At 67.8% G+C, this 19,289-nt stretch carries 20 protein-coding genes and 1 pseudogene; 19 read left to right on the top strand and 2 right to left on the bottom strand.

The features are described 5' to 3' along the window. Window positions 1-34: 34 nt before the first annotated feature. The 3 genes and pseudogenes from RR928_RS04065 to RR928_RS04055 all read left to right on the top strand — a co-directional run. Window positions 35-172, top strand: a pseudogene (locus RR928_RS04065) (cold-shock protein); the annotation flags it as partial. Between the two features lie 156 nt (window positions 173-328). Further along, the gene (locus tag RR928_RS04060) at window positions 329-667 is read left to right on the top strand and encodes a DUF1294 domain-containing protein (protein WP_332681577.1); all 339 of its coding nucleotides are present in this window, start codon (window positions 329-331) and stop codon (window positions 665-667) included. Further along, entirely contained in the window at window positions 646-1,218 is a 573-nt protein-coding gene (locus tag RR928_RS04055; protein ID WP_332681558.1) for a GNAT family N-acetyltransferase, read from the top strand. Before RR928_RS04060 ends, RR928_RS04055 begins: the two co-directional genes overlap by 22 nt. Here RR928_RS04055 and RR928_RS04050 read toward each other — a convergent pair. Beyond that, window positions 1,215-2,438 (bottom strand): GGDEF domain-containing protein, encoded by a 1,224-nt coding sequence (locus tag RR928_RS04050; RefSeq protein ID WP_332681557.1) that lies wholly within the window; start codon window positions 2,436-2,438, stop codon window positions 1,215-1,217. The two genes, RR928_RS04055 and RR928_RS04050, sit on opposite strands and share 4 nt — an antisense overlap. A 247-nt stretch (window positions 2,439-2,685) precedes the next feature. Between RR928_RS04050 and RR928_RS04045 the strand changes: the two genes are divergently transcribed. From RR928_RS04045 to RR928_RS04030, 4 genes are all read left to right on the top strand, one after another. Further along, window positions 2,686-3,159 carry a MarR family winged helix-turn-helix transcriptional regulator gene (locus tag RR928_RS04045; RefSeq protein WP_332539997.1) on the top strand — a complete coding sequence of 158 codons (474 nt, stop codon included), beginning with the start codon at window positions 2,686-2,688 and terminating at the stop codon, window positions 3,157-3,159. Window positions 3,160-3,234: 75 nt separating this feature from the next. Continuing rightward, complete coding sequence (locus RR928_RS04040) at window positions 3,235-4,446, top strand: MFS transporter (RefSeq protein WP_332681556.1); 1,212 nt, start codon at window positions 3,235-3,237, stop codon at window positions 4,444-4,446. Further along, on the top strand, window positions 4,443-5,627 hold the full coding sequence (locus RR928_RS04035; protein ID WP_332540000.1) for a multidrug effflux MFS transporter: 1,185 nt from the start codon (window positions 4,443-4,445) through the stop codon (window positions 5,625-5,627). The genes RR928_RS04040 and RR928_RS04035 overlap by 4 nt, the downstream gene beginning before the upstream one ends. Window positions 5,628-5,960: 333 nt before the next feature. Continuing rightward, window positions 5,961-6,419, top strand: coding sequence for a hypothetical protein (locus tag RR928_RS04030; protein ID WP_332547505.1), 459 nt, complete (start codon window positions 5,961-5,963; stop codon window positions 6,417-6,419). On the opposite strand, the gene RR928_RS04025 is transcribed toward RR928_RS04030, so the two are convergent. Continuing rightward, window positions 6,416-7,210: an IclR family transcriptional regulator gene (locus RR928_RS04025; RefSeq protein WP_332681555.1), complete on the bottom strand. Its 795-nt coding sequence runs from the start codon at window positions 7,208-7,210 to the stop codon at window positions 6,416-6,418. The two genes, RR928_RS04030 and RR928_RS04025, sit on opposite strands and share 4 nt — an antisense overlap. A gap of 88 nt (window positions 7,211-7,298) precedes the next feature. Here RR928_RS04025 and RR928_RS04020 point away from each other — a divergent pair, with 88 nt between their 5' ends. From RR928_RS04020 to RR928_RS03965, 12 genes are all read left to right on the top strand, one after another. Beyond that, window positions 7,299-8,051 (top strand): SDR family NAD(P)-dependent oxidoreductase, encoded by a 753-nt coding sequence (locus tag RR928_RS04020; RefSeq protein WP_332540006.1) that lies wholly within the window; start codon window positions 7,299-7,301, stop codon window positions 8,049-8,051. Then, on the top strand, window positions 8,048-9,385 hold the full coding sequence (gene fahA, locus RR928_RS04015) for a fumarylacetoacetase (protein ID WP_332681554.1): 1,338 nt from the start codon (window positions 8,048-8,050) through the stop codon (window positions 9,383-9,385). Before RR928_RS04020 ends, fahA begins: the two co-directional genes overlap by 4 nt. 11 nt (window positions 9,386-9,396) lie before the next feature. Beyond that, entirely contained in the window at window positions 9,397-9,762 is a 366-nt protein-coding gene (locus RR928_RS04010; RefSeq protein WP_332537900.1) for an NIPSNAP family protein, read from the top strand. Next, window positions 9,752-10,309, top strand: a complete 558-nt coding sequence (locus RR928_RS04005; protein WP_332537901.1) for a VOC family protein — start codon at window positions 9,752-9,754, stop codon at window positions 10,307-10,309. The genes RR928_RS04010 and RR928_RS04005 overlap by 11 nt, the downstream gene beginning before the upstream one ends. A gap of 47 nt (window positions 10,310-10,356) precedes the next feature. After that, on the top strand, window positions 10,357-11,334 hold the full coding sequence (locus RR928_RS04000; RefSeq protein WP_332537902.1) for a tripartite tricarboxylate transporter substrate binding protein: 978 nt from the start codon (window positions 10,357-10,359) through the stop codon (window positions 11,332-11,334). 78 nt (window positions 11,335-11,412) lie between these two features. After that, on the top strand, window positions 11,413-11,973 hold the full coding sequence (locus RR928_RS03995) for an NADPH-dependent FMN reductase (RefSeq protein ID WP_332547512.1): 561 nt from the start codon (window positions 11,413-11,415) through the stop codon (window positions 11,971-11,973). Between the two features lie 131 nt (window positions 11,974-12,104). Further along, window positions 12,105-13,010 (top strand): LysR family transcriptional regulator, encoded by a 906-nt coding sequence (locus tag RR928_RS03990; RefSeq protein ID WP_332537904.1) that lies wholly within the window; start codon window positions 12,105-12,107, stop codon window positions 13,008-13,010. Window positions 13,011-13,089: 79 nt separating this feature from the next. Then, on the top strand, window positions 13,090-15,090 hold the full coding sequence (locus RR928_RS03985) for an aconitase family protein (RefSeq protein ID WP_332681553.1): 2,001 nt from the start codon (window positions 13,090-13,092) through the stop codon (window positions 15,088-15,090). Window positions 15,091-15,164: 74 nt separating this feature from the next. Next, the gene (locus RR928_RS03980) at window positions 15,165-16,154 is read left to right on the top strand and encodes a tripartite tricarboxylate transporter substrate-binding protein (RefSeq protein WP_332681552.1); all 990 of its coding nucleotides are present in this window, start codon (window positions 15,165-15,167) and stop codon (window positions 16,152-16,154) included. Continuing rightward, entirely contained in the window at window positions 16,147-16,653 is a 507-nt protein-coding gene (gene rraA, locus RR928_RS03975) for a ribonuclease E activity regulator RraA (RefSeq protein WP_332681551.1), read from the top strand. The genes RR928_RS03980 and rraA overlap by 8 nt, the downstream gene beginning before the upstream one ends. 233 nt (window positions 16,654-16,886) lie before the next feature. Further along, a complete protein-coding gene (locus tag RR928_RS03970; RefSeq protein ID WP_332681550.1) occupies window positions 16,887-18,338 on the top strand; it encodes an alpha,alpha-trehalose-phosphate synthase (UDP-forming) in 1,452 nt (483 codons plus the stop codon). Continuing rightward, a complete protein-coding gene (locus RR928_RS03965; RefSeq protein WP_332537909.1) occupies window positions 18,335-19,288 on the top strand; it encodes an acyl-CoA dehydrogenase family protein in 954 nt (317 codons plus the stop codon). The genes RR928_RS03970 and RR928_RS03965 overlap by 4 nt, the downstream gene beginning before the upstream one ends. The last annotated feature ends 1 nt before the right edge of the window (window position 19,289 follow it).

The following is a 19,289-nucleotide window of genomic DNA, read 5'->3' as shown; positions in this document are numbered from 1 at the left end:
GCGCAATACATCACCTCAGCCAATACCAGACATCATGCGGTTTGAAGGCATCATCAAGTCCTGGAACGACGACCGAGGCTTTGGCTTCATACAGCCCACGCAAGGCGGGCAGGAAATCTTCGTTCACATCAAGGCGTTCAGCGCATTGCGCGGCCGGCCGCAGCCCGCGCAGCGCGTGCGTTTTCAGGTCGAGGTCGGCCCTCAAGGCAAGAAGCGCGCGGTCCATGTGGAACTGCTCCAGGCGCCCAGCCAGGCCGCGCCCAGGACCCAGCGCGCCGCCCCCTGGGGCGCGGCCAGCGTTCTGGCAATCCCCTTTGGGCTGGTGGTGATGGCGGCCGGCTATCTTTGGGGTCAGCCGCCACGCTGGGCCCCGTGGCTCTATCTGGGCGCCAGCGTGGTGACTTTCATGGCCTATGCGTTGGACAAGTCAGCCGCCCGGCAAGGCGCCTGGCGCACCTCCGAAAACAGGCTGCACCTGCTGGCCCTGGCCGGAGGCTGGCCCGGGGCGCTGCTGGCGCAGCAGTGGCTGCGGCACAAATCATCGAAGCCCGCGTTCCGTGCGCTGTTCTGGTGTACCGTGGTGCTCAATATCCTGGCCTTCATTTTTCTGGCAAGCCCTTATGGGCAATCACTGGCAGGCAGCCCATGGCCCCAACTCTCCCGCTAGTTCCCAAATCCCGGCAGATCCGCATTGCCGCGCTGGGCGAGTCCGACGCGCCCAGCTACCGCGCGTTGATGCTGCATGCCTACGCCGTGGCCGCGGATGCGTTCACCTCGACGCCGCAGGAGCGCGCGGCCGAGCCGCTGTCGTGGTGGGTCGCACGCCTCGCCGATCCCCAGGGCTTGAGCCATGCATTCGGTGCATTTCTTGGCGACGAATTGCTGGGCACGGTGACGCTGGAGTTCTCCGCCAAGCCCAAGACCCGGCACAAGGCGCATCTGATAGGCATGTTCGTGGCGCAAGCGGCGCGCGGCCAGGGCGCGGGCCGGGCGCTGCTGCAGGCCGCGATGCGCCTGGCCGCCGATAGGCCCGGCGTGCGCGTGGTGACGCTCACGGTCACCGAAGGCAATGCGCCCGCGATCGCCCTGTACGAAGCCTTGGGTTTTGAGCGCTTCGGCCTCGAGCCCATGGCCATTGCGACGCCGCAAGGCTTCAAGGCCAAGGTCCATATGTGGCGGGACATGCGGCCGGCCCCGGCGATCGGCGGCGCGGCCTAATCGGCGGTCTGCAGCGCTTGCGCCACGGCCTGATCCGCAGGCTGCGCCGGGTCCGGGCGAGCGGGCTGGGCGGATTCGATGCGGTTGCGTCCGCCGGCCTTGCCGCGGTAGAGCGCCGCATCGGCTTGCTGCATTGCGTCCTCCAGGGACTGCGCGCTTGTGAAGTGGTGCGACACTCCTATGGTGGCGGTCAGGCGCAGCGCATGGTCGCAGTCCGCGATGTCGATCGCCTGGGCTTCAATGGCCGCGCGCAGGCGCTGCGCGAGGCGCAGAATGCCCGCTGCGTCGGTGTCCAGGCAGATGGCCACGAACTCCTCGCCGCCTATGCGGCCCGCGAGATCGCCACGGCGCACCGTGGTGCGCAATACCTCGGCCACATGGCACAGCACGGCATCGCCGGCCTGGTGGCCATAGGTGTCGTTGATGCGCTTGAAATGGTCGATGTCCAGCAGCAGCAGGTAGGCAGGCGAGGCATGGCGCGCATTGAAATGCAGCGCCAGCGCGTCGGACAGGCCGCGGCGGTTGAGCAGCTGCGTCATCGGGTCGCGCGCCGCCATGTTGCGCAGATCATCGGTCAGGCGGCGCAGCACCAGCCAGATGATGGACGGCGGCAGCACGGTGCCCAGGGACGACATGTAGATGTAGAACGCCAGCTGGAAGCTGCTGTCCATCTGCAGTGCGTCCAGACCGCCGGTGATGATCTTCACGAACTTGATCGCGTTGAGCACGCAGATGCCGCCTATCATCAGCGCGAAGAAAACCATCTCCCGGTGCAGGTCCTTGGCGAAGGTGCGCACGCCAAAGACCACCGTGAGTGTCATGACCAGAAACAGCAGCGCCGACATGCCCGAGAGCATGGCGTAGCGCGCCACCGGCCCCAGGCCCCATTGCACCAGTGCCTGGGCGGTGGCATAGGCCAGCGAAAACGCCAGCATCGGTCGCCACACCGGCACGGCCTGGCCAAAAAAGCGCATCGCACCCAGCCAATAGGCCACGGGCGCGGCCAAAGTGAGGGTGTGATTGAGCACACTCACCGCGCTCCACGCTGGTTGGCCCTCCGCCAGCTGCAGCACATAGGCCAGGCCCAGCAGGAAGTTGCCCAGCGCAAAAAGATCCATGCCCATCTTCTTGCCGGGCAGGCGTTTGCTGAAGAGCAGGAACATGACCGTGAAGCACAGCAGGTGTGCACACAGCATGCCGACAAGAATCGTTGCAACCATGGTGACGAGAAAAAATGAAAGGTGGCTGCGCGGCCGGGTCATCAAGATGAACGGCGCAGTCTAATGACTTTCTGCGGCGCGCGGCCTGGTGGATGGCCACGCCGGCCCAGGAGTGTGGAACCTGCGCCACGCCGGCCGGCGCCTCATGCCCGCTGGTTTCTGCCGTGCAGCTCCCTTGACTTGATCCAGCGCAAGGTTTTTGTCAGCCTGCAAGCACTCCGGGTAAACCCGTGGCAAAATACTTTGCATGCAAACTAATTCCCCGGTCAGTGCCTGCGACGCGCCTGAACTTTCTCAGGCGCGTTCGCGTTTCGGCCTGCTGATCGGCAGCGTCTACCGGCAGTGGCGCCGCCAGGTCGACTTGAGCTTCAAGGACCTGGGCCTATCGGATGCCACGCGCGTCCCCTTGCTGGTGCTGTACGAGCAGGGCGGGCCGCTGCGGCAAAAGGATCTGGCCGATGCGCTGTATCTCGACAGCTCCTCGCTGGTGCGCGTGCTGGCGCAGTTGCGCGAGGCGCGGCTGGTGGACTGGGATTGCGACCCTGCGGACCGGCGCACCAAGTGCATTGCGCTGACCGACAAGGGCCGCGAGACCGCGGCGCTGATTCTCGCCAAGAGCCTGGACATAGAGCGCACGCTGCTCGCCGATCTGTCCGAGCAGGAGCAGCAGGTGACGCGCGCCGTGCTGGTGAAGATCTCGCAACGCTTCGCGTCGTTCTGACGCCTCTCGCATGCCAAGAACAAGGCCTGGGTTCTTACCCTCGACCAGGCCCAGCAGAAGAAAAACGGTAGAAAAATGAAATTGAAAGCATCGCCCTTTGCCTGGGTGAGTTTTGCGATGATCGTCGGCGTGATGGGCACGGCGCTGATCAGCCCGCTGTACGCACTCTACAAGGAAGCCTGGGATCTGCAGGCCAGCGACATTTCGCGCATCTATGTGATCTACATGGGCGGCGCGCTGTGCACGCTGCTGTTCCTCGGGCGCCTGCCCGACCGCGTGGGCTTCCGGCCGGTGATGATGTTCGGCCTGGGCATGGCCATCATCGGCACCTTCATCAGCCTGATTGCCTGGGATGTGACCAGCCTCAGCGTGGGCCGGTTGATCGTTGGCGTGGCGTCGAGCATGGTGACCACGAGCGCGACGCTGGGCCTGGCCAAGCTGTCGCCTCCGGGCAATGTGCAGCGCGTGGCGATGATGAGCGGTTTTCTGATCGCGCTGGGCTTTGGCGTGGGCCCGCTGGTCGGCGGCGTGATCGGCCAATGGGCGCCGTATCCGCTGGTGACCACCTATGTTCCTACGCTGGTGCTGGCCGCGCTGGGCCTGCTGGCGCTGGCCAAGCTCGAGCTGCCCGACAACGCTTCTCCCAAGGACCAGCAGCCGCTGCAGTGGAGCGATGTGCTGCCCAAGCTGACCTGGCCCACGGGTGAAGCGTCCAAGGCGTTCGCCTTGACCAGCAGCCTGCCGTTTCTCGCCTTCGGTGTGTTCGGCCTCTACGCCGCGATGTCGCCGCTGTTTCTCGACAAGCTCGTGCCCTGGCACGGCCCGGCCGTGAGCGGCACGGCGATTGCGCTGATCCTGCTGATGTCGGCCTGCACGCAGATTCTCGCCGGCCGCATGCCCACGCATTGGTGCGGGGCCCTGGGCCTGGTGGGCCTGGCGGTGAGCAACGCCCTGCTGATGATCAACCTCTGGGCCGGCTCGGCCACGCTGTTCGCGCTGGGCGTGCTGTTCACGGCCGCGGGCCACGGCATGAGCATGCTCGCGGGCATGAGCATGGTCAACCGCATCGCCACGCCGGCCAACCGCTCTGGCCTGCTGTCCACCTACCTGGTGATAGGCTACATCGGCAGCATGGTGCCCATGCTGGGCATTGGCTGGATCGCCGACAACTGGGGCATGGATGCGGCCGTGCGCATCTTCTGCGCCATCGTCATCGTTCTGGGCTCCACGGCCGCGGTGTTCTTCCAGCGCCACCCGCGCATGCAGCCCGTGCTGCTGCCTGCATGACCCAGCAGACCCGGGTTCCGCTGTGGCTGCTGGTGCTGGTCACGCTCAGCGGCACCATGGCGATGCACATTTTCGTGCCGGCCCTGCCCGTGGCCGGCGAGGCGCTGGGCGCATCGCCCGCGAGCATGCAGCAGACCATCACGCTCTATGTGGTCGGGCTGGCGCTGGGTCAGCTTATCTATGGTCCGGTGTCCGACGCGCTGGGCCGGCGCCCCGCGCTGCTGCTGGGACTGTCGATCTATTTCAGCGCGGGCCTGATGGCCTTGTTCGCACCTTCGCTTGAATGGCTGGTCGCCGCGCGGCTGCTGCAGGCGCTGGGCGGCGCCGCGGGCATTGCGCTGGGACGGGCGATCGTGCGCGACACGGCGCATCCCCTGCGCGTGACCAAGGACCTGGCGCTGCTCAATCTGCTGACGCTGGTCGGTCCCGGCCTGTCGCCGATTGTCGGTGCCTATCTTGCGGACCACTTCGGCTGGCGCGCGATCTATGTCTTTCTGGTGTTGGGCGGCAGTGCGATGCTGCTGTTCACCTACCGGCTGCTGCCCGAAACCAATCGGCATCTGCGCGCGCTCAGGGTGGGCGCGATCGCGCGCGACTACCGCCAGCTTGTCACCCATCCGGGCTTTGCGGGCTATATGCTGGGCGGCGCCTGCATCACGTCGGCGCTCTATCCCTATCTGGCTTCGGTGCCCTACATCGTGCACGGCCAGATGGGGCTGCCGATCAGCGCCATCGGCTGGTTCGCGGCCAGCACCATTGTGGGCGCGAGCCTGGGCACGTTTCTCACGCGCCGGCTGTCTGGGCGCTGGCCGGCCGACCGCTTTTTGCTGCTGGGCGCGGGGCTGGGCCTGGTCATGGCGGCGACGCTGCTGATCTTCCATCTGCTGGGCTGGCTCACGCCCGGCTGGCTGCTGGCCATCACCGTCACCATGACGTTTGGCGCGGGCTTCGCCAGTCCCGCGGCGCTGGGCTGCGCGCTGTCGGCCGTGCCCGCGCTCGTGGGTTCGGGCGCCGGCCTTTACGGCTTCGGCCAGATGGCGATGGGCGCCCTGGGGACGCTGCTGGTGGGCCATGGCGACGACCCGGTGATCTCCTGCGCGGTGACCCAGATCTGCATCACCGCGCTGGCGCTGGCGAGCTTTCGCTTTGCCCGGGCGCACGGCATCTATTCGAGGCGCTAGGCCTGCGGTCCTGGCCTGGGCGACATGCCGCGGCAGATGCAGCAGGTTGGTGGATGTCCTACAAAATAAATAGCTTTTATCTATTTATATTTAAATAAACATAGTTAAAGTATTGCTTGTTGCCGCGCGAAGCAGGTTGGCGACACGCCGATGGCGGCCAGCGCCTTTGAGCCTTTGCGCAAAAGCTGGTTCCCTGATGCCGGCGGGCGCGAGCTCCGCCGGCCGGGTTCTCGCACTTTGTGTTCGTGGTAGCAAAGTGTGATTCAAAAGGTCGGTCCGTTCCTGGACCGGCCTTTCTTTTTGATGGACAACGCACGCGCTGCAGGAGGGCGTATGGACACACTCACTTTCATCGCCGAGATGGTCAAGGCCGCGGCCTGGCCCTTGGCCGTCGTGGCGATGGCGCTGATCTTTCGCCAGCAGTTGGGTGCCTTGCTCACGCGTCTGAGCAAAGGCAAGCTGGGGGCGGCCGAGTTCGAGTTCGAGCAGCAACTCAAGCTGCTGGCTGCGGGCATTCCCGCGGGCGCGGGCAGCATGGCCGCCGCCGTGATGCCCGCGGCGGGCGCGTCGCGCCAGGCGATTTTGGCGGCCTGGCGCAATCTGGAGCACCGCACCCAGGCCGGCGGGCAGTTGCTGTGTGCCCAGGATCGTGCGCTCTATCAGCAGTTGCGCGGCTTGCGCGACCAGGCCAGTCAGAGCGTGGAGTTCAACCCTTCGCCCGAAGCCGTGGGGCTCTTCTTGCAATTGGCCCGCGGCCTGCAGGCGCGCGTTGAGCAGGCGCCTGGCGCCTAGCGCCGGGGCCGGGCCGCGGCGGGCGCGCCCAGGCTCAGCTCGACCTGGCGCGCCGTGGCGCGCACGCGCTCCGAGATGCTGCGCACCCGGCCCGGCGGCATGCGCTGGCTCAGCGCGGCGACGCTGATCGCGCCTATGGGCTGGCCCATGGAGTTGCAGAAATGCGCGCCCACGGCCGTGACACCCAGGCTCACGCGGTTCTGTATGACCGCGACGCCGGCTTCCACGGTCTGCGCGCAGGCCTCGGCCAGCGCCGTCGGCGTCAGCTTGCCGAACAGCGGCAAGGCGGGCGCGACGCGCTCGATGATCTGCTGGCGTTCGTCGCCCGCGATCGCCGCCAGAATGGCCAGACCGCCCGCGCCCACGCCCAGCGGCCGGCGGCTGCCGACTTCCAGCACCAGCGTGCGGATGGGAAACGAGCCTTCGCAGCGGTGCATGCACACCGCCTCGAAACCGCTGCGCAGCACCAGATAGACGGTGTCTTCGGTCGCGCGCTCGAGCTCGGCCATCGCGGGCTCGCACAGGTCGCGCACGTCATACATGGTCGAACCGGCAATGCCCAGCTCGAACGCCAGCGGTCCCAGCCGGTAGCGGTGGGTCTCGCGGTTGTGCGCGACCAGACGCTCGGCCATCAGCTGCTTGAGTATGCGGTGCGCCGAAGGATGGGGCATGCCCGACTTTTCAGACAGTTCGGTTAACGGACAGCCGCGTGCGCCCCCGGTCGCCAGCAGTTTGAGCAGGACCACGCCGCGCTTGAGCGAGCCGGCTTCGGTAGTGTTTTTCGTGTTCATTTAACGGACAGGCCTGGGACTGATGCCGCTTGATTAGAAAACAATCAAAGCCATTCAACAACCTGACATCCAACTATTGGACATGCCCATGTCGGAACACCAGCATTCCCCCCTGCGCGGCAAGATCGCGCTCGTCACCGGCGGCAGCAACGGCATAGGCGCGGCCACGGTGCGCGCATTGGCCGGCGCCGGCGCCACCGTGGTGATCGGCTACCACCTGAGCCTGGAGCGCGCGCAGGCGCTGTGCCGCGAGCTGCCCGGCGCGCACCATGCGCTGCGCATCGGGCTTGAAGACCAGGCCAGCCACGCCGCGGCCGCGCAATGGCTTGCGCAGACATTCGATCAAGTGGACATACTCGTGAACTCCGCGGGCTTCACGCAGCGCATCGCCCATGCCGACACCGACACGCTCGACCCCGACCTGTTCAACAGCATTCTCTGCGCCAATGTCGGCGGCACCTATGCGGTCACGCGCGCGCTGCTGCCGCTGCTGCGCCGGTCCGACAGCGCGGTCGTGGTCAACCTGTCCTCGGTCTCGGCGTTCACGGGCCTGGGCAGCAACCTGGCCTACTGCGCGGCCAAGGCGGGCCTGGACACGCTGACCATGTCGATGGCGCGCGCCTTTGCCCCGGTGCGCTTTCTGTGCGTGTCGCCGGCTTCGGTGGACACCGATTTCGTCGGCGGTCGCAGCCGCGCCGAGCTCGAGAAGAAAGCCGCGCAGACGCCGCTGGGCCGCGTGGTCGTGCCCGACGATGTGGCCCAGGCCGTGCTGGCCTGCGCCACGCATCTGCGCACCGCCACGGGCGCGCGCATCGTCATCGATGGAGGGCATTCGCTGTGAACCCTTCGCTGATCAATGCCACCCACGACCCCGCGCTGCGCAGCTGGGTCGAGAGCGCCAACCTGCCCGGCGCCGATTTCCCCATCCAGAACCTGCCGTTCGCGGTGTTCAGCATGCGCGGCGCTGCGGCCGCGCGGCGCTGCGGCGTGGGCATTGGCGACCGGATTCTCGATGTCGCGGCCTGCGCGCCGCTGCTCCACGGTCTGGCCGCCGAAGCCGCCCAGGCCTGCGCGGCGACTACGCTCAATGCGCTGATGGCGCTGGGCCAGGCCCATGCCGCGGCGCTGCGCGCCGAACTCTCGCGCCTGCTGAGCGCGGGCCAGTCGCAGCACCGCGACGCGATCGCCCAGGCGCTGCACCCGCTGGCCGATGTGGAGCTGCATCTGCCCGTGAAGGTCGGCGGCTACACCGATTTCTTTGCGTCGGTGCACCACGCGACGAATGCGGGCCGGCTGTTTCGCCCCGATGCGCCGCTGCTGCCGAACTACAAATATGTGCCCGTGGCCTATAGCGGCCGCGCCAACAGCGTGCGCGTGGGCGGCGCTCCGGTGCAGCGGCCCTGGGGCCAGCTCAAGGCCGCGGAGCAGGCTGCACCGGTGTTCGCGCCGGCCCAGCGCCTGGATTACGAAGTGGAGCTGGCCATCTATATCGGCGCGCCTTCGCAGACCGGCAGGCCGCTGGCCGTGGCTGATGCCTGGCAGCATGTGTTTGGTTTCTCGCTGCTCAACGACTGGTCGGCGCGCGACATCCAGGCCTGGGAATACCAGCCGCTGGGGCCGTTTCTCGCCAAGAGCTTTGCGACCAGCGTCGCGCCCTGGGTGGTGACGGCCCAGGCGCTGGCACCGTTTCGCCAGGCCATGGCGCAGCGCGCTCCCGGCGATCCCGCGCCCCTGCCGCATCTGTTCGATGCCGCCGACCAGGCGCTGGGCGGCGTGAATGTGGCGATCGAGGCCTTGCTGCGCAGTGCGCGCATGCGCGAGCAGCAGCTGCCCGCGCAGCGGCTGTCGCGCTCGAACGCCGCGACGCTCTACTGGAGCTTTGCGCAGATGCTTGCCCACCACACGAGCAACGGCAGCGCGCTCGATACCGGCGATCTGCTGGGCTCGGGAACGATCTCGGGCAGCAGCGCCGACGCGCTGGGCAGCCTGCTGGAGCTCACGCGCGGCGGCGCCCAGCCGCTGACGCTGGCCGCGACGCAGGAGCAGCGCACTTTCCTGCAGGATGGCGACGAAGTGAGCCTGCGCGCGCGCAGCGAGCGCCCGGGCTTTGTCGGCATAGGCTGGGGCGACTGCACGGCCACGCTGGGCGCGGCCACGGCCACGCCCCTGGGCTGAAGGAGAACCCCATGCTTGTCGAACAACGCACCTATACCGCCCACCCCGGCAAGTGGCGCGACTACCTCGCGCTGTACGAAGCCGAAGGTCTGGAAGTGCAGCAGCGCATCCTGGGCCGCATGGTCGGCTACTACACCACCGAATCCGGCCCGCTCAACCAGATCGTGCATCTGTGGGCCTATGTCGATCTCAACGAACGCGCGGCGCGGCGCGCGCGCCTGATGGCCGAGCCCCGCTGGCTGGCCTATGTGGCGCGCATGCTGCCGCTGCTGCAGAGCCAGGAATCGAAGTTCCTCACGCCCGCGCCGTTCTTCACGCCGCTGTGGCAAGCCCCTTGCGTCACCCCCATTCAACAGGAGACCCCCGATGCTATGTAAGAAACTCCACCATGCGGCCTTTCGCTGCAAGGACGCGGCCCAGACCGTGCAGTTCTATACCGAAGTGCTGGGCCTGAAGTTCGCCCACGCGATGGGCGAGGACCATGTGCCGTCCACGGGCAAGTACAGCCCGCACATCCATATCTTTTTCGAGATGGAGGACGGCAGCAACATTGCGTTCTTCGAATGCCCGCAGGATGCGGGCGAAGCCTCGGGGCGCGACGCGCACACGCCGGGCTGGATTCAGCATTTCGCGTTCGAAGTCGACAGCCTCGAGACGCTGGAGCAGGCGCGGCGCGACCTGCTGGCCAAGGGCCTGCAGGTCGTGGGCCCGACCAACCACGACGACTTCATCACCTCGATCTATTTCTTCGACCCCTCGGGCCACAGATTGGAGCTCACGGTGCGCACCTGCGATCCGCAGCGCTACGCGCAGTTCGAGGCGCAGGCGCCCGAAGTGCTGGCGCTGTGGAATGAGACCCACGACTGGTCGCAGCGCGAGAAGGTGTTCGGCGCCCAGACCGGCTACGTGCGCGCGCCGGCCTGAGACGCGGCGCGCCATTTTTCCAACCAAGAAGAGAAGGAGACAAAAAAATGACCGCCCCCATTTCCCGCCGCAGCGCGCTGCTTGCCGGCGCCGCTTCGCTGGCGCCGTTCACGTCCTGGGCCCAGGGCGCGTATCCCAACCGGCCCATACAGCTGATCCACGGTTTCGGCGCGGGCGGCAATGCCGATGTCGTCGCCCGCCTCGTGGGCCAGAAGCTGCAGGAAAGCCTCAAGCAGCCCGTGGTCGTGGAAATCAAGAGCGGCGCGGGCGGCTCCATTGCCAGCAACGCCGTGGCCAAGGCCGCGCCTGACGGCTACAGCCTGGTGATGCTCACGGGCGCGCACACCGTGTCGGCGGCGCTGCGCAAGTCCATGCCTTATGACGCGGTCAAGGACTTTGCTTTCCTGTCCACGGTGTCGTCGTTTCCTTTCGTTGTCGCGGTGCGCGCCGAGCATCCGGCGAAGAACCTGGCCGAACTGCTGGCCATGGCGCGCAAGGATTCGGACAAGATCAGCTTCACCTCGGTGGGCGTGGGCTCGACGCAGCACATGGTCGGTGAGCTGCTGGGCGCGAGCGCCCAGGTCAAGCTGCTGCACATACCCTATCGCGGCGGCGGCGCGCCGGTGCAGGCGGTGATCGCCGGCGACGTCGACGTGCTCACCGACACGCTCACCGTGGCCGCGCCGCACATCAAGTCGGGCCGGCTGCGCGCGCTGGCCGTGACCAGTGCCGAGGCCTGGCCGTCGGCGCCGGGCGTGCCCACGGTCGCCGCGGTGCTGCCGGGCTTCGAGGTGCGCTCCTGGCTGGGCCTGGCCGCGCCCGCGGGAACGCCCGCGGACGTGGTGCAAAAGCTCGCCGCCGAAATCCACAAGGCGCTCAAGGCGCCCGATCTGCAGCAGGCCCTGGCCCAGGCCGGCAGCGCCGCGACGCCGAGTTCGCCCGAGCAGATGCGCGCCATGGTCAGCAGCGAAATCGCGCGCTGGCGCGATGTCATCCAGCAGGTCGGCATTCCACTGCAGACCTGATTTCACGCGACAATCGCGGGGCTGCGCCGCAGGCTTGCGGACGCAGCCCTTTTTTTTGTGACCTTCAAGGAAATTTTCATGGACATCGTCGGAATCTGTGGCAGCCTGCGCGGCCAATCCATCAACCGCATGCTGCTCAATCTCGCGGGCGACTGCCTGCCTGCGGGCGCCAGCCTGGATGTCGTTGCCTGGGACGAGGTGCCGGCGTTCAACTCCGATGTGATGGCCAAGGGCCTGCCGCCCGCGGTGTCGGCGCTGCGCGAACGCATACGCAAGGCCGATGCCGTCATCATCGCCACGCCCGAGTACAACTTCTCGATTCCGGGAATGCTCAAGAATGCGATCGACTGGGTCTCGCGCGGCGACGACCAGCCGCTGCTCGACAAGCCCGTGGCCATTCTGTCGGCAACTCCCGGCCCGTTGGGCGGCGCACGCGTGCAGTATGACCTGCGCAAGGTGCTGCTGTTCATGAATGCCGCCGTGCTGGTCAAGCCCGAAGTGTTCGTCGGTTTCGCCAACCAGAAGTTCGACGCCGACGGCCAGTGCACCGACTCCACGACGCGCGGCTTCGTGCAGTCGCAGATGGACGCGCTGGTGCGCCATGCCAAGCGCCAGCAGCAGCTGCAGGCGCTGGGCTGAGCCCCGGGGGCGCGCGCGCCCTTTTTTTAGCCGCTAAAGTTTCAGGCGCGCGCGCAGCCAGGGCAGGGCGGTCTTGAATGGTCTGCGTGCTCGCCATGGGACAATGCTGCCTGTTCCAGGAGTGCGCCCCCTTGCAGACCCCCCGCCGCGTCGATCCCTACAGCCTGCGCCTTTTTGTCGCCGCCGCCCAGGCCGGCTCCATCGTGCGCGCGGCGGCGCAAGAGCATATCGCGGCCTCGGCGCTGAGCCGGCGGCTTGCCGACCTGGAGCATGCGTTCGGCCGGCCGCTGCTGGTGCGCTCGACCCGCGGCGTGTCCTTGACCGATGCCGGGCGCGTGGTGCTCGCGCGCGGCCTGCAGATAGACGAAGACCTGCAGGCGCTGGTGCGCGAAGTGCAGTCCGAAGGCGACGAGGTGCGCGGCACGGTGCGGCTGTACGCCAACATGTCGTCGGTCATAGGCTTTCTGCCCGAGCGCCTCAAGCGCTTCATGGCGGCCTATCCGCAGGTGCGCGTGGCGCTGCATGAAATGGACACCTCAGACGTGCTGCGCGCCTGCCTCGACGACCGCGCCGATGTCGGCGTGGGCGTGCAGGTGGACGCGCCCGCGGGCCTGGACGCCTGGCATTTCGCGCAGGACCCCTTGTATGTGGTGGTGCCCGCTGCGCATGCGCTCGCGGCCCAGGCCAGCGTCGATTTCGGCCAGGCGCTGGACCATGCGCTGATAGGCATCCACCAGGGCGGGGCGCTGGACCGCGAACTCACGGCGCGTGCGCTCGCGCTGGGCCGGGTGTTCGCGCCCACGGTGTCGGTCAGCAGCTTCGATGCCGTATGCCGCATGGTCGAAGCCGGCATGGGCGTGGCGGTGGTGCCGCACAGCGCGGCCGCGGCCTATGCGGGTGCCGCGCATTTCGCGCGCCGTCCACTGGCTGCGTCCTGGGCCGCGCGCAGCCTGCACCTCTACGCCTTGCACCGTTCGCCGCAGCCGCGCGCCACGCAGGCACTGATCGACAGCCTCAAGCAGCCAGCCCCGGGGTAAGTCCCGATCGCGCATTTCGCGCGACCCCCCTTGCCGTGTTGGCGCTTGGCCTGCAGGCCCCGGCGCGCCAGCATGGCGCATGGCTGACAAACCCCATTCCCCACCCATCCACACACCCGCCGCATTGCGCTTCAATGCGCGCATTCTGTTCCTGAGCCAGTCGCCGGCAGCGGTCGAGGCCGTGCTGCGCGGCGAAACCCGGGCGCTGGCCCAGGCCATGCCGCTGCGCGATGACGTATCGACCGACGAGATCACGCCGCTGCCGATTCTCACGCACTACGACGAGCAGCTGGGCCGCTACCCCTACACCGGCTTCAAGGCCGGCGACAGCCTGCCGATTGGCGCGGACGCGGTGCGCGCCGCGGGCATCGAAGTCGTGGTCGCGGGCAAGCGTTACGGCAAGGGCTCGTCGCGCGAGCACAGCCCCACGGCAGAGAAGCTGGCCGGCGTGCGACTGGTGATTGCCGAAAGCTTCGAGCGCATCTACCGGCAGAACGCCGACAACATCGGGCTGTTCACGTCCACCGATCTGGGCCTGATCGAGCGCATTGCCGCGGGAGAAGCCATCCCGTTGGAGGAATTGCTCGCGGGGCGCGATGCGCTGGCCGCGGCCATACTGCGCAGCGGCGGGCTGCTGCGCTTTGGCCAGGCGCACATGCGCGCCATCAAGGAGAGCGCCAGTGACGCGGCACCCGGTCCGCAGACGCTGTTCGAGAAGATCGTCGCGCGCCATGCGCTGGCGACGGCGCTGACGCCCGCGTCGCCGCTCGTGGGCGCAGGAATCTTCGTGCGCGCCGACTGGCGCTTCATCCACGAGTACTACACCGGCATGGCCGCGCACATGCTGCATGCCAGCCTGGGCCGGCCGCTGGCGCTGCAGGATCCCGGCTCGGTGATCGTCTTCGAGGACCACACCTCGTATGTCGAGGAAAGCCCGGCCCATGTGCGCGCCGGTCTGGTGCCCAACGTGCAGCGCATGGTCCAGGCCCAGCGCGCCTTTGTTGCCGAATACGGCCTGCGCTCGCACCGCACGCTGACCGAGGCCGAAGCCTTGGACGACCAGGCCAGCGACGCGGCCGGCATCTCGCATGCCATGGTCGCCGAGCACTACGCGCTGCCGGGCCAGCTGGTCGTGGGCACGGATTCGCACACGCCGCACAGCGGCGCGCTGGGCTGCGTGGCGTTTGGCGTGGGCACGACCGACATGGCCAATGCGCTGGTCACGGGCGCGGTGCGGCTCACGGTGCCGGCCTCGCTGCTGGTGCGCTGCAACGGCCGGCTGGCCGCGGGCGTCACCGCCAAGGACCTGGTGCTGCACCTGCTGGCCCAGCCGTTCATCCGCGCCGGCGGCGGCGTGGGCAAGGTGTTTGAATTTGTCGGCGAGGGCGTGCAGGCGCTGTCGATCGACGAGCGCGCGACGCTGACCAACATGACGGCCGAGCTCGGCGGCCTGACGGGAATCGTCGCGCCCGATCAGCAGACGCTGCGCTTTTTGCGCGAGCGCCGCGGCGTCGACTTCAGGCTCGAAGACTGGATGCAAAGCGATGCCGGCGCCGAGTACGCCCAGGTGCTGGAGATCGACTGCGCGGGTGTGCCGCCCATGGTCGCGGCGCCCGGCGATCCGGGCAACGGCCTGGCGCTGGCGGATGTCGCCGCGCCGCTGCGCATAGACATCGCCTACGGCGGCTCGTGCACCGCGGGCAAGCGCGAGGATTTCGTGCATTACCACGCCGTGCTGCGCTGGGCTGCGGACCGCGGGCTGCGCGTCGCGCCCGGCGTGTCGCTTTACCTGCAGTTCGGCACCACGGCGGTGCGCGATCACTGCATCGCCGCGGGCTACATGGACGCATTCGAGCGCGTGGGCGCGCGCATTCTGCAGCCCTCGTGCGGCGCCTGCGGCAACTGCGGGCCCGGGGGCTCGCAGCGCGCCGACCAGGTCACGGTCAGCGCGATCAACCGCAACTTCCCCGGCCGCGGCGGCCCCGGCAGCGTGTGGCTCGCGAGCCCGCCGACGGTGGCGGCCAGTGCGATTGCCGGAGAACTGCTGTCGTTCGAGCAGCTGCAGGCGCGCCACCGCTGAGCGCAGCGCGCGCTCCATGGCGAGGGCCGGCGCAGACCGGCCCCGTCCACCCATAAAACCAAGGAGACAAGACGATGAAAGACACTACATTCATGGCGCGGCGCGCGCTGCTGGCCACGGCCTTGCTTGCGGCCTGCGCGGCGCCGGTCGGCGCCTTGGCACAGGCAGTCAACAGCGCCCGGCCGATACGGCTGATCGTGCCGCTGGCCGCGGGCTCGACCGTGGATGCGATTGCGCGCGCGGCGGCGCCTGGCTTTGGCCGCGCCACCGGCCACGCCGTGGTGGTCGAGAACCTGGCCGGCGCCGGCGGCATCACCGGCACGGCCCAGCTGGTCAAGGCGCCCAGGGACGGCATGACGCTGGGAATGATCTCGTCCAACCACGTGATCAATCCCGGCATCTACAAATCGATTCCCTTTGACAGCCTCAAGGACATCACGCCGATCGCGGTGCTGGCCACGGTGCCGCTGGTGCTGGCCGTGAATCCGGCCCTGCCCGTGAAGTCGGTGACCGAACTGCTGGCCCATGCCAAGGCCCACCCGGGAAGCCTCAACTTTGGCTCGGCCGGCAACGGCAGCACCTTGCACCTCGCGGGCGAACTGCTGGTCAGCGAAACCGGCATAGCCATCAAGCATGTGCCCTACCGCGGCACCGGCCCGCTGATCACCGATCTGATAGGCGGCCAGGTGCAGCTGGGCTTTGTGTCGATCTCGCAGGTGGCGGCCCAGGTCAAGGCCGGCACGCTGCGCGCGCTGGCCGTGAGCACCTGCCAGCGCTCTGCGGCCCTGCCCGACGTGCCCACGCTGGCCGAGGCCGGCGTGCCCAAATACGCTTTTGACGCCTGGGTCGCGCTGATCGCGCCCGCGGGCCTGCCCAGGGGCCAGGTCGATGGATATGCGGCGGCGATCGCCAAGGCCATGGCCTCGCCCGAAGCCCATGCGGCCGTGGTCGGCCAGGGGCTGTCGCTGCTGTCCATAGGCCCGGACGCCGCGCCGGCCTTCTTCCAGGCCGAGCTGCTCAAGCACCAGAAGCTGGTGAAGCAATCGGGAGCCACGCTTGACTGACGGCGCGCCGACTCCCATTCTCCCGGGCGAAGCCACGGCCGATCTGTGCGATCGGCTGGGCGAGCAGGCCCGGGTCTGCCATCTGCCCTGGCGCTCCTATGGCGGGCTGCAGGCCGCGGGCGCGCCGATGGCCTGCGTGCAGGCGTTCGAGGACGCAGGTCCGCTGCGCGCGCTGCTCGACACGCCGGGCCAAGGACGCATTCTGGTGGCCGACGCCGGCGGCGGCCTGCGCGTGGCGGTGCTGGGCGAACGCATGGCGCGGCTGGGCCTGGCCAACGGCTGGCGCGGAGTGATCGTGCACGGCGCGGTGCGCGACGTTGCGGCGCTGGCCGGGCTGGATTTCGCGGTGCTGGCGCTGGGCGCGGTGCCGCGGCGTGCGCCGGCCCAGTCGCACGCCGAAACGCGGCACGGCGCGCTGGCGCTGGGCGGCGTGGCGATCGCCGATGGCGATTGGGTGGCGCTGGACGCGGACGGCGTGGTGTTTGTGCGCTCGGCCTGATGCGGGCCGGCGGTCTGCGCCACAAGGGAGCTTCGCCCTGCAGCGCAACAGCAATCTCGGCGTGACGCTCGCGGACCCGGCCATCGCGTATCAAACGTCGCGCTGGCCGGCGGCGCGCGCAGTCATCGAATAAATTCATGAGCTTTGAATTTATCTAATGAGAAAGCTATTTATCGGTCTCCCACATTCACAGGGCCAGCTATCCTACATTTCAAATTTCATCCAGGGCAATAATGGAAAGTCAGTTTGAGCATATCAAGCGCTATCCGTTATTAAAAATGAAATTGATTATTGTCTCGAACCGGGTCTGTCATGACGAAAGTCCACAACCAGGCGGGCTCGCGACTGCGGTGCAGGATACGTTCGAGACGGTGCAGGGCACATGGATAGGCTGGAGCGGAGCGATATCAGCAGACTGCCAGAGGCAATCCGGCGCCGTTGGGAATATAGATTACAGTGTTTTCTCGCTGACCGAGCAGGAATATTCTGATTATTATCTGGGGTTTTCCAATTCCGTGATATGGCCTGTTTGCCATTCGCGTCCTGATTATCTGGATTTTTCCGAGGAATATTTTGCGGTCTACCGGCAGGTCAATCGCAGATTTGCCGATGAAGTGCTGGCCTGCGCCGCTGACGACGACTTCGTCTGGGTGCATGACTACCATCTGCTGCTGACCGCTCAGGCCATGCGCGACAGCGGCTTTTCGGGTGCAATCGGCTACTTTCACCATATTCCCATTGCGCCGCCCGACCTGCTGCGCGCGATTCCCCGCCATGCGGAGCTGTTTGCGGGGCTGCTGGACTATGACATCGTGGGCCTGCAAACCCGCAATGACCTGAAGAATCTGCTCGATTATTTCCAGGCGGCGCGCAGCCGCCAGGCGGAGATGCAGATCACCCTGGCGGGCGACGATTGCTTTCATGTGCATTGGCGCGGCCGCAGCAGCCAGTTTGGCGTCTACCCGATTTCCATCGACACGCAGCGCATCGAAGACGATGCGCCCGCGGCCTTCGCCCAATCTTCGGTGCAGGAGCTGCGGCAGTCGCTGGGCGCGCGGGCGCTGGTGCTGGGCGTGGACCGGCTCGATTACAGCAAGGGGCTGGAGCACAAGCTGCGTGCTTTCGACGCTTATCTGGGCGCCAGCGTCGATGCGGCATCGCCGGTGCTGCTGCAGATGGCCAGCCGCAGCCGCAGCGAACTGGCCAGCTATCAGCAGCTGTGCACGGCGCTCGAAGCCCGCACCTCGCAGATCAATGGCAGGCACGGCACTCCCAGCTATACGCCGGTGCGCTATGTCAACACCGTGTGCGACCAGGGCCTGCTCACGGGCTTCTACCGGCTCGCGCGCGTGGCGCTGGTCACACCGATGCGTGACGGAATGAACCTGGTGGCCAAGGAGTATGTGGCCGCGCAGGACCCCGATGATCCCGGCGTGCTGGTGCTGTCTGAGTTCGCCGGCGCGGCGCAGGAGCTGGGCGAAGCCTTGCTGGTCAACCCCTTCGACATTCGCGGCGTGGCCCAGGCGCTGGAGCGCGCGCTGCAGATGCCGCTGCTCGAACGCGTGCAGCGCCACCGCGCCATGCTCAAGCGCCTGCGCAGCCACGACATTCAGTGGTGGCACCAGCGCTTTCTGTTCGATCTGTTCGCCTGCCATCGCCAGGCTTTCGAGAGAACCGGCTCATGAGCGCGCAGAGCAGCGCGCTGTTCCAGCGCGCACTGCACGCCACGCCGCAGCTGCCCGCACCCGGAGCAGCCGCGGGCGCGACGCTGCAGCGCTGGCGCGCGCTGGCCGCGCTGGCCGCGCAGGATCTCGCGGCCTGCAAGCTGGCCGAAGCCCATTGGGATGCGCTGACCATACTGCAGGAGCTGAAAGTCTCGCCGCCGCAGCAGGCGCGTACCTGGAGCGTCTGGGCCGCGGAAAACCCCAGGGCGCCGCTGCAGCTGCACGGCAGCGGCGCCGAGCGCGTGCTGGTCGGCAGCAAGTCCTGGTGCTCGGGCGCCGACATCACCACCCATGCGCTGCTGACCTGCGAGGACGCGCAAGGCGAGCCTGGCTTTGCCATGGTCGACATGCGCGCGCCGGGCATCACGCTGCAAGGCCAGGGCTGGCAGGCGCTGGGCATGCGCCATGTGGCGACGCCCACGGTGCAGTTCGAGCGCACCCCGGCCACCTGGATTGGCGCGCGCTGCGTCTATCTGCAGCGCCCGGGCTTCTGGCATGGCGGCGCGGGCATTGCGGCCTGCTGGTATGGCGCGGCCTGCGAGATCGCGCAGCTGCTGCGCCAGCGGCTGCACCCCGACCAGCCGCATGCGGCCGCGCATCTGGGCGCGATGTTCACCCAGCTGCGCGCGGCGCGCGCCATGCTGCACCAGCTCGCCCAGCGCATCGATGCCGCGCCGCAGCAGCCCTGGGTGGAGGAAGTCCAGGCGCTGCGCGCTTTCATGCGCGGCCTGGCGACGGAAATCATAGAGCGCAGCGCGCGCGCCATGGGCCCGGGCCCGCTGTGCAGCCACGCCGAACATGCGCAGCGCTGCGCCGATCTGGCGGTCTGGTGCACGCAGCAGCATGCCGAAAAGGACGAAGAGGGCCTGGGCCGGCTGTCACAGGCCGCGGCCGTGGTCTGGGAGCTCTAGC

This window comes from Comamonas sp. (assembly GCF_036666375.1).
Classification (GTDB): Bacteria; Pseudomonadota; Gammaproteobacteria; order Burkholderiales; family Burkholderiaceae_C; genus Comamonas.
This window is presented reverse-complemented; position numbering and strand designations above follow the sequence as displayed.